The sequence below is a fragment of the Kitasatospora sp. NPDC015120 genome, from assembly GCF_043080305.1.
Lineage (GTDB): Bacteria > Actinomycetota > Actinomycetes > Streptomycetales > Streptomycetaceae > Kitasatospora.
In genome coordinates this window covers 46353-58986 of record NZ_JBIBVJ010000010.1, presented here as the reverse complement: position 1 = coordinate 58986, position 12634 = coordinate 46353, and the positions used below count along the sequence as shown (strand labels likewise).

At 77.4% G+C, this 12634-nt stretch carries 8 protein-coding genes; 3 read left to right on the top strand and 5 right to left on the bottom strand.

Translation table 11 applies throughout. The features are described from left to right. Positions 1 to 2: 2 nt before the first annotated feature. From ACF1AK_RS22670 to ACF1AK_RS22660, 3 genes are all read right to left on the bottom strand, one after another. Positions 3 to 2861, bottom strand: coding sequence for a LuxR C-terminal-related transcriptional regulator (locus ACF1AK_RS22670; RefSeq protein ID WP_391500627.1), 2859 nt, complete (start codon positions 2859 to 2861; stop codon positions 3 to 5). A 456-nt stretch (positions 2862 to 3317) separates the two neighbouring features. Beyond that, positions 3318 to 3977, bottom strand: coding sequence for a response regulator (locus ACF1AK_RS22665; RefSeq protein WP_391500626.1), 660 nt, complete (start codon positions 3975 to 3977; stop codon positions 3318 to 3320). Continuing rightward, on the bottom strand, positions 3974 to 5200 hold the full coding sequence (locus tag ACF1AK_RS22660; protein WP_391500625.1) for a sensor histidine kinase: 1227 nt from the start codon (positions 5198 to 5200) through the stop codon (positions 3974 to 3976). The genes ACF1AK_RS22665 and ACF1AK_RS22660 overlap by 4 nt, the downstream gene beginning before the upstream one ends. Before the next feature lie 324 nt (positions 5201 to 5524). Here ACF1AK_RS22660 and ACF1AK_RS22655 point away from each other — a divergent pair, with 324 nt between their 5' ends. From ACF1AK_RS22655 to ACF1AK_RS22645, 3 genes are all read left to right on the top strand, one after another. Further along, complete coding sequence (locus ACF1AK_RS22655; protein WP_391500744.1) at positions 5525 to 7018, top strand: alpha/beta hydrolase family protein; 1494 nt, start codon at positions 5525 to 5527, stop codon at positions 7016 to 7018. A 232-nt stretch (positions 7019 to 7250) separates the two neighbouring features. After that, positions 7251 to 7676: a hypothetical protein gene (locus ACF1AK_RS22650; protein WP_391500624.1), complete on the top strand. Its 426-nt coding sequence runs from the start codon at positions 7251 to 7253 to the stop codon at positions 7674 to 7676. A 34-nt stretch (positions 7677 to 7710) separates the two neighbouring features. Continuing rightward, positions 7711 to 8676, top strand: coding sequence for an LLM class flavin-dependent oxidoreductase (locus ACF1AK_RS22645; RefSeq protein ID WP_391500623.1), 966 nt, complete (start codon positions 7711 to 7713; stop codon positions 8674 to 8676). Positions 8677 to 8721: 45 nt separating this feature from the next. Here the strand turns inward: ACF1AK_RS22645 and ACF1AK_RS22640 are convergent, their stop codons facing one another. Beyond that, positions 8722 to 12204 carry a WD40 repeat domain-containing protein gene (locus ACF1AK_RS22640; RefSeq protein WP_391500622.1) on the bottom strand — a complete coding sequence of 1161 codons (3483 nt, stop codon included), beginning with the start codon at positions 12202 to 12204 and terminating at the stop codon, positions 8722 to 8724. After that, positions 12201 to 12620: a hypothetical protein gene (locus ACF1AK_RS22635; protein ID WP_391500621.1), complete on the bottom strand. Its 420-nt coding sequence runs from the start codon at positions 12618 to 12620 to the stop codon at positions 12201 to 12203. The genes ACF1AK_RS22640 and ACF1AK_RS22635 overlap by 4 nt, the downstream gene beginning before the upstream one ends. Positions 12621 to 12634 lie beyond the last annotated feature (14 nt).

Genomic DNA, 12634 nt, shown 5'->3' with positions numbered 1-12634 from the left:
CCCTAGCGAATCGGTACGTGGATGTGCTCCGCCCCGTTCCCCGGCCGGCATCTCGAACCCCCTCCGGCCGGTCCGAGCACCGGAACCAGGTCGGTGCGCCCCCGCACGTCGAGCTTGCGGTAGATGTTGGTCAGGTGCATCTCCACCGTGCGGGGGGTGACGAACAGCTGCTCGGCGATCTCCCGGTTGCTGACCCCGCTCCCGGCGAGGGTGGCGATCCGGCGCTCGCTGCGGGTGAGCGAGTCGAGCGGCGAGACGGCGATCTGCGGCATCCGGCCGCCCGCGTCGGCGAGCAGTCGGCGCGCGGCGGTGCTGAGCAGGTGGTAGCCGCACCGGGTGGCGGTCTCGATCACCTGCCGCAGGTGCCGGCGCGCGCCGGGCAGGTCGTCGCGCAGCAGCAGCTCCCGGCCGAGCCGGTAGCGGGCCTCGGCCCGGGCGAGGCGGGCCGGGGAGTGCTCCAGCACCTCCACCGCCTCGGCGAGCAGGTCGGTGCGGGCCGCTCCGGTGGCGATCACGCCCTCGGCCACCAGGCCGAGCCCGCGGGCGCGGGCGGTGCCCCAGCCGGCCACCGTCTCCTGGACCTGCGCCACGATGCCGGCCGCCTCCGCGGCCCGGCCCTGGCCGGCCAGCGTGGTGACGGCGGCCGACCACCAGGGGGCCAGCACCGGATTGGCCACCCCGGCCTCCGCCAGGCTCCGGCCGCACCGCCGCCACAGCTCCACCGCGCCGTCGAGGTCGCCCATCGCGCGCCGGAGCCTGCCCCGGACGTACAGGTACTGGTGCCACTCCCAGATCTGCTGCTCCAGGCCCGCCGGGCGGATCCGGTCGAGCACGACGGCGGCCTCCGCCACCTCGCCGCGCGAGAGCAGCACACTGCCCAGCTCGACGGCGGGCAGCGGCCAGGCCGTGGCCCGGTCGCCGCGCGTCGCGAGGGCGACCGCCGTGCGGGCGACGGCCTGCGCCCCGGCCAGGTCACCGACCCCGTGCAGGGTGTGGGCGCGGCCGGCCAGGACGGACAGCCGCATCCAGGGCTCGTACTGCGCCAGGCCGTTGGACAGCGACCGGGTCAGCCCCGCGAGGGCCTCGTCGACCTCGTCCGCCAGGCCGAGGACGAGCGAGGAGGCGAGCACCTCCCACCCGGCGGGCGTGGTCTCCTCCACCCGCAGCGCCCGCCGGGCCAGCGCCACGGCCTGCCGGGCCGGGCGGCCGTCCAGGGCGGCGAACACGCTCATGCCGGAGAGCAGTTGGCGCTCGGCGGGGCTGTCGCCCCGGGGCACCGGCCAGCGCCTGACCAGCGCCGCGATCGGGGCCATGGTGGACTTGCCGTTCACGGCGGCCACCAGCAGGGCGGACTCCAGCGAGGTGCGCAGCTCCCGGTCGGCCGGGAGCGGGTCGGCGCCCAGCTGCTGCCGCAGGTCGACGAGGGCCGAGCCGAGCACCCGGACCGCCTCGGGGACGTCGCGCGAACCGAGGGCGGCCTGGCCGTACTCCATCGCGATCGACGCCCGCTCCCGCGCGCCGTCGCTCTCCCCCAGGGCCTGCCGCAGCTGTTCCAGGGCGGCGGCCGGCGCCACCCGTGCCGAGGCCCTGGCCAGTTCGATCCGTACGTTCCTGCGCTCGGTGCGGCCGAGCCCGGCGCCCAGGGCCCGGCGCAGGTAGCGCACCGCCGCCCGCGCCGTCGGCCCGCCGGGCGCCTGGGCGGCGGCCTCGCGCAGCACGGTGAGCATCCACGGCTCCGGCAGCTCGGGCAGCAGGGCCAGCTGGGTCGCGACCTCGGCCGCCGGGCGTCCGGCGTCATTGAGCACCCGGGCCGCGCGCAGCCGCAGCCGTTCCAGCTCCGGGGCCGGCAGATCGGCCAGCACCGCGGCCCGCACCGCCTCGGCCATCGGCGCCCCGGTGCCGGAGCCGATCACCTCGACGCGACGTAACTCCTCCATCGCGAGGGTCAGCCGGGTGCCGCCGAACCCGCACAGCGCCCCGAGCAGGTCGGGGTCGGCGCGGCCGAGGACGGCCAGCGCCCGGGCCACCTCGCGCACCTGGCCCGGTCCGCCGGCCAGCGTGGCGCGGGCGGCCTCCACGCCGACCGCCTCGCCCAGCACCCGCAGGCGGTGCAGCCCGCTCGGGTCGGGCCGCACGCCGGCCGCCGCCAGGGTGGTGAGCAATCGTTCCAGCAGCAGCGGATTCCCGCCGGAGAGCGTGCGGCAGCGGCGCACGAACCGTTCGTCCGGCGGGCCGCCCAGGGCGCGCGCCACCGCCCGGCCGGTCTCGGCCTCGCTCAGCGGCCCCAGCTCCAGCACGCTGCAGCAGCCCTCGGCGAGGATCCCGGTGAGCATCGCCGTGCCCGGGCCCTCGCAGCCGGTGCGTTGGGAGAGCAGCACCAGCAGCGGACGCGCGGCCGCGCGGCGCAGCAGGAAGTGGACGCACCGCAGCGACTCCTGGTCGCACCACTGCGCGTCGTCCAGCACGAGCGCCAGCGGCCCGGCCGCCAGCAGGTCCACGGCGTGCCCGTACACCTCGCGCTGAACCGCGAAGGCGGCCGTCGCCCGGCCCAAGTCCTGTTCCATGCCGAAGAGTTCACGAACGGATTGATAGCCGTTCACGCCCTCGCCCGGATATCCCCCCGGCGCCCGGCCCGCCGCGCGGCACACCGTCACACCGCGCTCCGACACCCACCGGGTCACCTCGTCCAGCAGGCCGGTGCGCCCGATCCCCGCCGGTCCGCGCACCAGGACGGCCCGGGCGACGCCCCCGCGTGCCTGTTCCGCCCGTTCGAGCAGTCCCGCCAGTTCAGCCGCCCGGTCGGTCCCCCGTGTCCCGGTCCTCCGGCCCATGGCGCTGTGCACGCCCATGACGTCTCCCATCCCCGAAACCCTGCATCCCCACCCCCGGTTTGATCGACGCGATCCGGCTCGGCGTCGGCGTGCCGACGAAGCCGGCCAGGCCTGATCGAATCGATAGTAGCCTCACCGCCGGTGATCAATGATCAACTTTGCGCTAAGACTCGGCGGGGCCCCGGCCCGGCGGGCGGGCGGAACATCCCGGCCCCCGGCGCCGTCCCCCCGCCCGGCCGCGGCCCCCGCCCCGGCCGCCGCGGCCAGTCCGCCCGGCGCTGCTTCGTGAACGACCCGGCCCGGACGGCCCCGCCGCCCGGGCCGGGATCCGGACCGGACACAACGGCGCGAACTGCACCATGCGGATCCTCCCAATGTGACGATCCGCTCACCGCCGCCGGGCGTGTCCTCCCGGGGCGTCCGGACCGGGGCGCCCGGCCGGTGGCCGCGGCGCGGAGGGCGGCGGCGACGGCGCGCCGGGGCGCGTCACGCCGGACGGACGAGGCGGTTCTCGTAGGCGAAGACCACGGCCTGGATCCGGTCGCGGAGCCCGAGCTTGTGCAGGATCCGCCCCAGGTGGGACTTCACGGTCGCCTCCGCGAGGTGCAGGGCGGCCGCGATCTCCGTGTTGGACAGGCCGCGGCCCACCTGGACGAGCACCTCGCGCTCGCGCGGGGTGAGCCGGTCCAGCCGCGCGTCACGGCCCGAGCCGCCGCCGGGGAGGTGCGGGCGGAAGTTCTCCAGCAGCAGCCGGGTCACCCGCGGCGAGACCACCGCGTCGCCCGCCGCCACGCTGCGGATCGCGGCGAGCAGTTCCTCGGGCCTGGTGTTCTTCAGCAGGAAGCCCGAGGCCCCGGCGTTCAGCCCGGCGAAGGCGTACTCGTCGAGGTCGAAGGTGGTGAGGATCAGCACCCGGCTCTGCGGGGAGCTCCGCACGACCTGCCGGGTCGCCTCGATCCCGTCGGTCCCGGGCATCCGGACGTCCATCAGGACCACGTCGGGCCGCAGGTCGCGGGCCAGGCGCACGGCCTCGGCGCCGTCCGCCGCCTCGCCGACCGGCGCCATGTCGGGCTGGGCCTCCAGGACCGTGCCGAAGGCCATCCGCAGCAGCGCCTCGTCGTCGGCGATCAGGACACGGATCGTCATGCCGACGCCTCCGCGCCGCTGCGCAGGTCGAGGCGGGTGCGGACCTCCCAGCCGCCGCCCGGCAGCGGTCCGGCCCGCAGCGTCCCCCCGTAGGCGGCCGCGCGCTCGCGCATCCCGGGGATGCCGTGGCCGGACGGCGCGGCGGGGAGCACCGTGCGGGGTCCGCTGTCGGTGACGTCCACGGTGACGGCCTCGGCCGAGCAGCGCACCCGGACCGTCGCGCGGGTGCCGGGGGGCGTGTGCTTGAGCGCGTTGGTCAGGGCCTCCTGCACCAGGCGGTAGACGGTCAGCTGGGCGGTGGCGGGAACGCCGCCGTGCTCGCCGTCCACCTCCAGCCGGGTCGGCAGCCCGGCGGCGCCCATCTGGTCGGCGAGGGAGCGCAGGTGGCCGATGCCGGGCAGCGGGTGGCGCTGCGCGTCCGGCTCGTCGGTGCGCAGGACGCCCAGGGAGCGCCGCATGTCGGTCAGGGCCTGCCGGCCCGTCTCGGAGATCTGGAGCATCGCGGCGGTCGCCTTCTGCGGCGCGCGGTGCTGCGCGTAGACGGCGGCGTCGGTGAGCGCGACCATCACGGACAGGTTGTGGGTGACGATGTCGTGCATCTCCCGGGTGATCCGCGCGCGCTCCTCGGCGACGGCCAGCCGCGCCTGCTGCTCCTGTTCCCGTTCCAGGCGCGCGGCCCGTTCCTCCACGGCCGCGAGGTAGGCGCGCGTGGTCCGCACGTTCACCCCGAGGACGGCGGCGGCGACGGCCGTCGCGGTCACCGCCACGAAGGGGGTCAGGAACGCGTCCGCCGGCGCCCAGCGCAGGCAGGCCAGCAGGACCCCCGCCTCCACGACGGCCCCGGCGAGCAGGGTGCCGCGCCGCCCCGAGTGCGCGGCCACCGTGTACAGCGCCACCAGCAGGGCGATGTCCGCGGGGAGTTGGACGTCCAGCAGCCACTGGACGAGGGCCACCGCGGCCACCACGGCGAACACCGTGCGCGGCGCCCGGCGCCGCCACAGCAGGGGCAGGGTGAGGGCGGCCGTCAGGGCGGCGGCCACCGGCAGCCCGGGCGGCTCGTGCGTGGTCACGACGTTGGCCAGGAGCAGGGCCGGCACCAGCGCGTCCCATACCACCGGCGGCAGCCGGGAGCCCCAGCGCCGGGCCGCGCCCAGCGGCCGCGCCACCCGCTCCCGCCGGCGGGCCGGCCCGGCGGTGGGGGCCTCCACGGCCACCTCGGTCATCACACGTTCCTGTCGGTCGGGCCTCGTCGCGGCCCCGGTCGGGGCCGCCGCCGCGCACGGCCGGAGCCGGGCCCCGGACCGGGCGGCAGGGACCCCGTGGCGCCCGGCGCGCACCGCGGCCCTGTCACGGTAGGCCACGGTGCGGCGCGGCGCATGCGTCCACCGTCGGACGCCGGGGCCGCCGGGTACGACCGCAGGAGGAGTCCCGGTACCGACCGGAGTCGCAGAGCGGCCGCCGCCCCGGCGCGTTCGCCTGCGACTCCGGTGGCACGGCGGGCGGCGCGGACCGCGTCCGCGGTGGCAGGAGGCGGCGCCCCCGGAGCGATGTGGTGGCCCGGCCCCCGCGCCGACGATGACCGGGTGACCGACCTCATCACGGGACTTCAGCTGTCCCCCCTGGAAATCCTCGCCCTGCTGGGCGCCCTCGCCCTGGTGGCGGCGCGCTGGCTGCCGCCCGCCGCCCGACCGCCCGTCACGATCGCGGCCGGCTCGCTCCTCGTCCTGTCCGCGCTGGTGCTGGGCGCCACGGGACTGCGCTGGCAGCTGCTGCCGGTCCTGGCGGGCGGCGCCCTGGCCCTGCCGTTCGCGCTCTCCCCGCTGGTCCGGCGCCGGGCCGGCCGGCGCCCGGCCCGGCGGGCCCGCTGGTGGGTGGCGCTGCCGGGATCGCTGGCCTGCGTCGTCCTGACCGCCACCGGCCCGGCCGCCGCCTGGGCCTTCCCGGTCCCGGTGTTTCCCGGGCCGACCGGCCGCTTCGCGGTCGGCACCCGGGTGGTGCAGTGGACCGACCAGGACCGCCCCGAGACCGCCACCCCCGACCCCGGGGACCGGCGCACCGTCGTGGTCCAGCTCTGGTACCCGGCGCAGCGGAGTGCGCCCGGCGCACCGCGCGCCCAGTACCTCGGCCGCACGGAGCGGGAGGCGCGCACCGTCGCCGACGCCCTCGCGAGCTACTCCGGCCTCCCCGGCTTCCTGATCGACGGCGTCCCGCGGGCCCGCACCCACGCCGTTCCCGACGCCCCGGTGGCCCGCGACGGCGGGCGCTTCCCGGTCGTGCTGTTCTCCCCCGGCCTGGGGGGCGTGCGCACCCAGAACACCGCCTGGGCGGAGGAACTGGCCAGCCACGGCTACGTGGTGGCCGCCCTCGACCACCCGTACGACTCCGCCGCCGTCGTCCTCGCCGACGGCCGGACGATCACCACCGAGGTCGCCTCCACCGGCGACGACGACGAGGACGACCGGCGGGCCGCCGAAACCGCCCGCATCCGGGCCGCGGACCTCGGCTTCGTCCTCACCCGGCTGGAGCGGCTGGACCGGGGCGAGGGCGACGGCGCGCTGACCGGCCGTCTGGACACCGGCCGGGCCGCGGTGACCGGCCACTCCCTCGGGGGCGCCGCCGCGCTGCGGGCGGCCCGCCAGGACGCCCGGTTCGCCGCCGTCATCGACCTCGACGGCTACCCCCGCGATCCCGAGCGGCTCCCCATCCACCAGCCGGCGCTCGCGCTCACCCAGGCCCTCGGACCGGGCACCGACGAGCGCTACCTCCCCCGCCTGACCGAGGTCCTCGATCTCGGCACGGCGACGAACTACCGGCTCACCGTCCCCGGCGCCGCGCACCTCACCTTCATGGACGGCCCGCTGTACCTGCCGCCGGTGCCCTCGCTGGTCGGCTCCCTGGGCCGTACCGAGGGTCCGCGCATCGTCGCCGGCGCCACGCTGGCCTTCCTGGACGCCACCCTGCGGCAGCCGCCCGGTGACCCGGCCGGCGCCCTGGCCGCCTACGGCGAGCTCACCGTCCACCGCCCGGGCAGCGGTCCCTGACGGGGGCGCCGCGGACCTCCCGGAGCCCGCCGCCACCGACGCGGCGCACCTGCTCCGCTCCGGCGGCGGACCCTGCCGCGCAGGGCCCGCCGTCGCAGTGCCTCAGCACCGGACGCCGGCAGGACGTCACGGGACGTCACGGGACGTCCAGGGGCCCGGGCGTCGGGGGGCGGGGTGCTCACGAGGAGGACGGGCGTCACTGCCCGTGCCGGACGGCCGAGGGGGACCACCGATGGACGACGAGGAGAGCCTGCGCCGCTTCGGCCCGCACCCCGCCGGCGCGCACCTCGACGAGATCCGCCGCCTGCCCGTCGGGCACACCGAACGCGAGCGGCACGCTCGGGGCGACGGCGACACCGAGCTGATGAAGCTCTGCTGCGTCCGGCTCTTCCGCAGCGGCGACCTCGACGACGCCCTCCTCGTCCGGAACGCGAAGCAGGCCGGCTTCGACGCCGCGTGCTCGATCGAGACCGGACTCCTCCTCGGCCGTGGACTCGGACCGGCCACGGCCCACCTCGCCGCCCACCCCTCGCCGTCCGCGCCGGCGGCCCCGGAACGGCTCCGCGCGCTCGCCTCGCAGGGCGCGTTCGAGGGGTTCCCGGTGGAGAAGCTCTCGGCCGGCGACGACCGGTACGACGAGGAGGACCGACCCCTGTGACCGGTGGTGCGCGAGGGAGGTAGGTTGGCCGGTCATGACGGCCTTTCGCGTGGGTGTGATGTTCGACCGCTCCTGGGACCCCGCCGGGCTGCCCGCCTTCGCGCGGGAGGCCGAGGCGCTGGGGGTGGACGACCTGTGGGTCGTCGAGGACCTGGGCTGGAACGGCGGGGTCTCGGCGGCGGCGGTGGCGCTCGGGGCGAGCGAACGGCTGCGGGTCGGCATCGGGATCGCGCCGGCGCCGCTGCGCAGTCCCGCGCTGCTGGCGATGGAGGTGGCCACCCTGGCCCGGGTCTTCCCCGGCCGGCTGGTGGCCGGGGTCGGCCACGGTGTGCGGGAGTGGATGCGTCAGGCCGGTGTGGCCCCGCGCTCACCGCTGGCGCTGCTGGAGGAGGCCCTCACCGCGGTGCGGGGTCTGCTGCGCGGCGAACGCGTCACCGTGGACGGGCGTGAACTACGGCTCGACGGCGTGCAGTTGGTCCACCCGCCCGCACCGGACGCGGTCCCCCCGGTGATCGCGGGCGTCGTCTCGCCCAAGTCCCTGGAGCTGGCCGGCCGGGCCGCGCAGGGCACGCTCGTGGCCGAGGGCCACGGCGCGGAGGACCTTCGCGCCGTCCGCGCCGCCGCCGAGCGCGGCGGCGCGGGCGCGGACCACACGGTCACCGTGTTCACCTTCCTCGGCGTGGGGGACGCGGCGGCCCCCGCCCTGCGGGAGGCCGTCGCCGGGCACGCCCGGTGGCTGGGACGCGACGAGGCCGCGACCTTCGCGGCCGGGGGCACGGCGGCCGAGGCGGCGACAGCGCTCCAGGCACTCGGGGAGGCGGGCGCGCAGACGGTGGTGGTCCGGATCTGCGGCCCGGACCCCCTCGGCCAACTGCGCGAGGTGATGACGGCGCTGGGCGGCGAAGACACCCGGCACACCCGGCCGGGCTCCACCACTCCCCCGCCCCGCCGGGCTCCGGCCACCCGGACGCCCACGGCTCCCGGACCCGCCGGGGCGTAGCGACCGGGAACGCCCGCGCCCGGGGCACCGGGCGCGATTCCGCCGTCAGCCGCAGCCCGGCCGGTAGGGCAGCACGGAGAGGTACCGCTGCCACTGCGCGGGCGTCGGGGTGCCGGTGTTCGCGCAGATGCGCTCGACCGACTGCTCGGCTTCCCACGGCCAGAGCCGGACGAGGTGGTCGTCACCGCCGGTGACAACCGTCCGGCCGTCCGGGGTGAACGCCAGGGAGGTGAGTTCCGCGGTGCTGATCGCCAGGGGTTGACCGATCGCGGCAGGACGGGCCGGGTCCGTGACGTCCCACAGGCGCACCTCGGCTCCGGCGGTGGCGAGGGTCCGCCCGTCGGGGCTGAAGGCCACCGCCCGGACGCGGCGGCCGGTGTAGCCGCCGAGCGGTTGGCCGAGGGGGGTGGGGCGGGTGCGGTCGGAGACGTCCCAGAGCTCGATCGCGCCGTCACCGGGAGTGTCGGCGTGACCCGTGTCGGTGACCGTGACGAGGGTCCGGCCGTCCGGGCTGAACGACATCGAACGGAAGCCCTTGGCGAGGGCGGGGCCGGACCGGACCGGACGGTCCGGATCGGTCACGTCCCACAGCTGCGTCGTCTCGCCGGCGTAGCTGCCGGAGGCGGCGAGGGTCCGCCCGTCGGGACTGAAGGCCACGGTGCCGCCCACGCTGACCGCGCCGCTGGGCAGCAGGGCCCGTTGGCGGGGGCGGACCGGGTCCGAGACGTCCCACAGCCGCACGCTCTTCTCCTCGCCGACGATGCCGCTGGAGGTCACGGTGGCGAGGGTCCGCCCGTCGGGGCTGAACTCCACCGCGGTGACGCCGGTGGGGAAGCGCGCGATCTGCCCGATCGAGGCGGGGCGAGCGGGATCGGTCACGTCCCACAGGACCACGCGGTGCTCCGAGAAGACAGCGGTGACCAGCGTGCGGCCGTCCGGGCTGAGCGCGACCGCGCCGACCGGGTCCGTGAAGCCCTCCACCCGGCCGAGCGGCAGCGGCCGCGCCGGATCGGCGGTGTTCCACAGCCGCACCGTCCGGTCGACGGAGGCGGTGGCGAGGAGCCGGCCGCCGGCTCCGAGCCGCATCTGCGTGACGAGGTCGGTGTGGTCGGTCAGCACGGCGGTCGGCAGGTGCCACAGCCGCACGGTGTGGTCGGCGGAGGAGGTGGCGACGGTACGCCCGTCCGGGCCGAACGCCACCGAGGAGACGGTGTCGGTGTGGCCGGCCATCGGCGGGGCGGGGGACGTCGAGCGGCCGGGGTTCGCGGTGTTCCACAGCCGGACGGTGCGGTCCGCGAGGGCGGTGGCGAGCAGACGGCCGTCCGGGCTGAACACCGCGGGACCCCGGGCGTCGGCGGAACCGGTCAGGGCGCCGCCGACCGCGACGACGCGGGCCGGGTCGGCCACGTCCAGCAGTTGCACGCTTCCGTGGTCGGTGACGGCGAGCGTGCGGCCGTCCGGGCCGAACGTCAGTGAGCCGACGCTGTTCCAGATCCTGCCGAGCGGCGCCGCGCGGGCCGGGTCCGCGAGGTTCCACAGCCGCACCCCGTCCTCCACGGACGAGGTGGCGAGGGTGCGGCCGTCCGGGCTGAACGCCACGGTGTTGACGGCCGTCGTGTGCGGGAGGGGCGGGCCCAGCGGCGCCGGGTTCGCAGGGTCCGTCACGTCCCACAGCTGCTCGTCCTCGACGTGCTTGCTGCCGGTGGCGAGGATCCGCCCGTCGGGGCTGAACCGCAGCGGGCCCATGGGGGTGTCGGGCAGCGGCGGTCCGAGCCGGCGGGGGCGGGTCCGGTCCGTCACGTCCCACAGTTGCACCGAGTCGTCGGTGCTGACGCCGGCGGTCGCGAGGGTGCGGCCGTCCGGGCTGAACACCACCGTGCCGGAACTGGAGAGGACCCGTACCGGTTCACCGAGCGGGACGGGGTGCGTGCGGTCCGCCAGGTCCCACAGGCGCAGGGTGCGCGTGGTCGGCTCGTCGGTGGCGACGGTGGCGAGGGTGCGCCCGTCAGGACCGAACGCCACCGTGTGGACGCTGCCGGAGAAGTCGCTCAGGACGGTGGACAGCGGCCGGTTCGCGTCCTCGACCAAGCGGGTTCGGCGCTCGCCGGTGGGGACCAGGCGGTACGCGGCGACGTCCAACCGGGCGGCGAGCGAGGGGTCGGCGGCGCGCACCTGGTCGGCCCGCCCCGCGACCTGGCTGGCCAGCGCACTCTGTTGGCGGACCGCCGCCAGGTCACGCTGGTGGAGCGCGAACGCTCCGGCCGTCACCGTGGCGAGGACGAGCGCCAGGACGGCGGCCCGGCCGGTGCGGAACTGCCGGGCGTAGCGGTCGGCTTCGTGCAGCGTGGCCGCGAACCGCACCTCGCCGGGCCGGGGGGCGGCCGCGGAGATCTCCAGTCGGTTCGCCTCCGGCGCCACCAGCCGGAAGCCCTTGCGGCGGACGGCGAGCAGCTTCGCGTCCAGTCCGGCGACCCCGAGCAGCCGGCCGTCCGCGTCGAGGGCGCCGGTCACCGCGGTGCGCGGGCGCAGCCCGTAGAAGACGTCGCGGAGCCGGGCCGCACCGGACCGGCGGCGCAGCAGGGCCCGGAGCCCGAGCGCGAAGGCGGCACCGAGCGAGGGGCCCTCGATCCGGTCCGGGGCGGCGGGCTCGTCGGACAGGACGATCCGCCAGACCACGCAGCGGCCCTCGCGCCGCGGGCCCGTGAGGCGCCAGGCGTCGTCCAGCGCGGCGGCGAACTGACCGTTGCCGCTGCGGACGCCGTCCATCGTGCGCGGGTCGGGGTACAGGCCCGCGGGTCCGGTGGCGCCCTCGGCGGCCGGCGCTCCCGCGCCCGGCCGGGACGAGCGACCGAACACCACCGGCACCCGGACGACCGGACGCCTGCGCGGTGCGAGGCCGGCCATCATGAGGGCGGCGATCACGAGCAGTGCGGCGGCGGCCGACGACGGCCCGCCCACGGCCGCAGCAGGGCGCAGCCGCTGGAGACGGTGCAGCAGGGCGTCGGTTGCGCCGGCCAGTCGTGGGGAGAGGACGGCGAGGTCCTTGCCGGCGGGCCGTGCCGGTCCGGTCGCCGTGCCGGGGCAGAGCAGCCCGCTGCCCTCCCAGGCCCCGAGCAACCGCAGCAGCGCGTCGTCCTGCTCGCCGCCGTCCTCCGCCGGCGCGGTCAACGCCCTGGCCAGGAGCAGGGGGTGCTCGACCCGCGCGGTCGTCGCGTGTTGGTGGTCCCGGTCCGGGGCGGTCGCCCCGAGCCAGCCGCGCAGGTCCTCGCAGTCACGGCCGGCGAGCCACGCCGGGTCGTCGCGCAGCGCCTCGCTGCAGCAGTTCCACCACAGCGCCGGCTCACCGAGCAGTTCGCGGACCGCGCTCTGCGGCCCGGACGCCCGCTCCAGGACGTGCCCGACCGCGGCCCGGGCCGCGGGGTGCCCGGTCCCCGGCCGGCGCCGGCCGCCTCGGCGTTCCGGAACGGCCTCCGGTGCGGCCCCCGGCCGCCCCTCCGCGCGCTGCCCCGGCTCCGCCGCCCCGGTCACCGCAGGTGCTCGTCGATGACGCGACGAAGACCGGCGTCCGAGAGCAGTGCCCGCACCTCGCGCCAGGCCTCGCGGGTCGCACCGTTGAGCGCGGCGCCGACCGACGCCGCGACCGCCGCGGCGTCCCAGCTGCTGCCCGGACCCACCGGGGCCGGCGCGGAGGCCGCCCAGTCCTCCCCCCTGAAGTCCGGGAGCCGCACGTAGGCGGCGGCGGGGCCGAAACGCGCCCGCGTGACGGGAACGAGCAGCACCCGCTCGGCGCCGTTCCCGGCCGCGTACCTGACCACCGTCATCAGCGGCACGGTGTCCTCGACGCCGGGCACGACCAGTTCCAGGCTGTACTCACGGGCGGGTTCCCCGTGACCGCGCACCAGGAACCGGGCGGTGCCGTCCGGGGAGGACGCCTCCAGCAGCACGGCGTCGCCTCCCG

Coding starts and splice junctions, on each gene's coding strand:
- ACF1AK_RS22665 (WP_391500626.1), bottom strand. CDS start 3,977: ATGACGATCCGTGTCCTGATCGCCGACGACGAGGCGCTGCTGCGGATG.
- ACF1AK_RS22655 (WP_391500744.1), top strand. CDS start 5,525: ATGTGGTGGCCCGGCCCCCGCGCCGACGATGACCGGGTGACCGACCTC.
- ACF1AK_RS22650 (WP_391500624.1), top strand. CDS start 7,251: ATGGACGACGAGGAGAGCCTGCGCCGCTTCGGCCCGCACCCCGCCGGC.
- ACF1AK_RS22660 (WP_391500625.1), bottom strand. CDS start 5,200: ATGACCGAGGTGGCCGTGGAGGCCCCCACCGCCGGGCCGGCCCGCCGG.
- ACF1AK_RS22645 (WP_391500623.1), top strand. CDS start 7,711: ATGACGGCCTTTCGCGTGGGTGTGATGTTCGACCGCTCCTGGGACCCC.
- ACF1AK_RS22670 (WP_391500627.1), bottom strand. CDS start 2,861: ATGGGAGACGTCATGGGCGTGCACAGCGCCATGGGCCGGAGGACCGGG.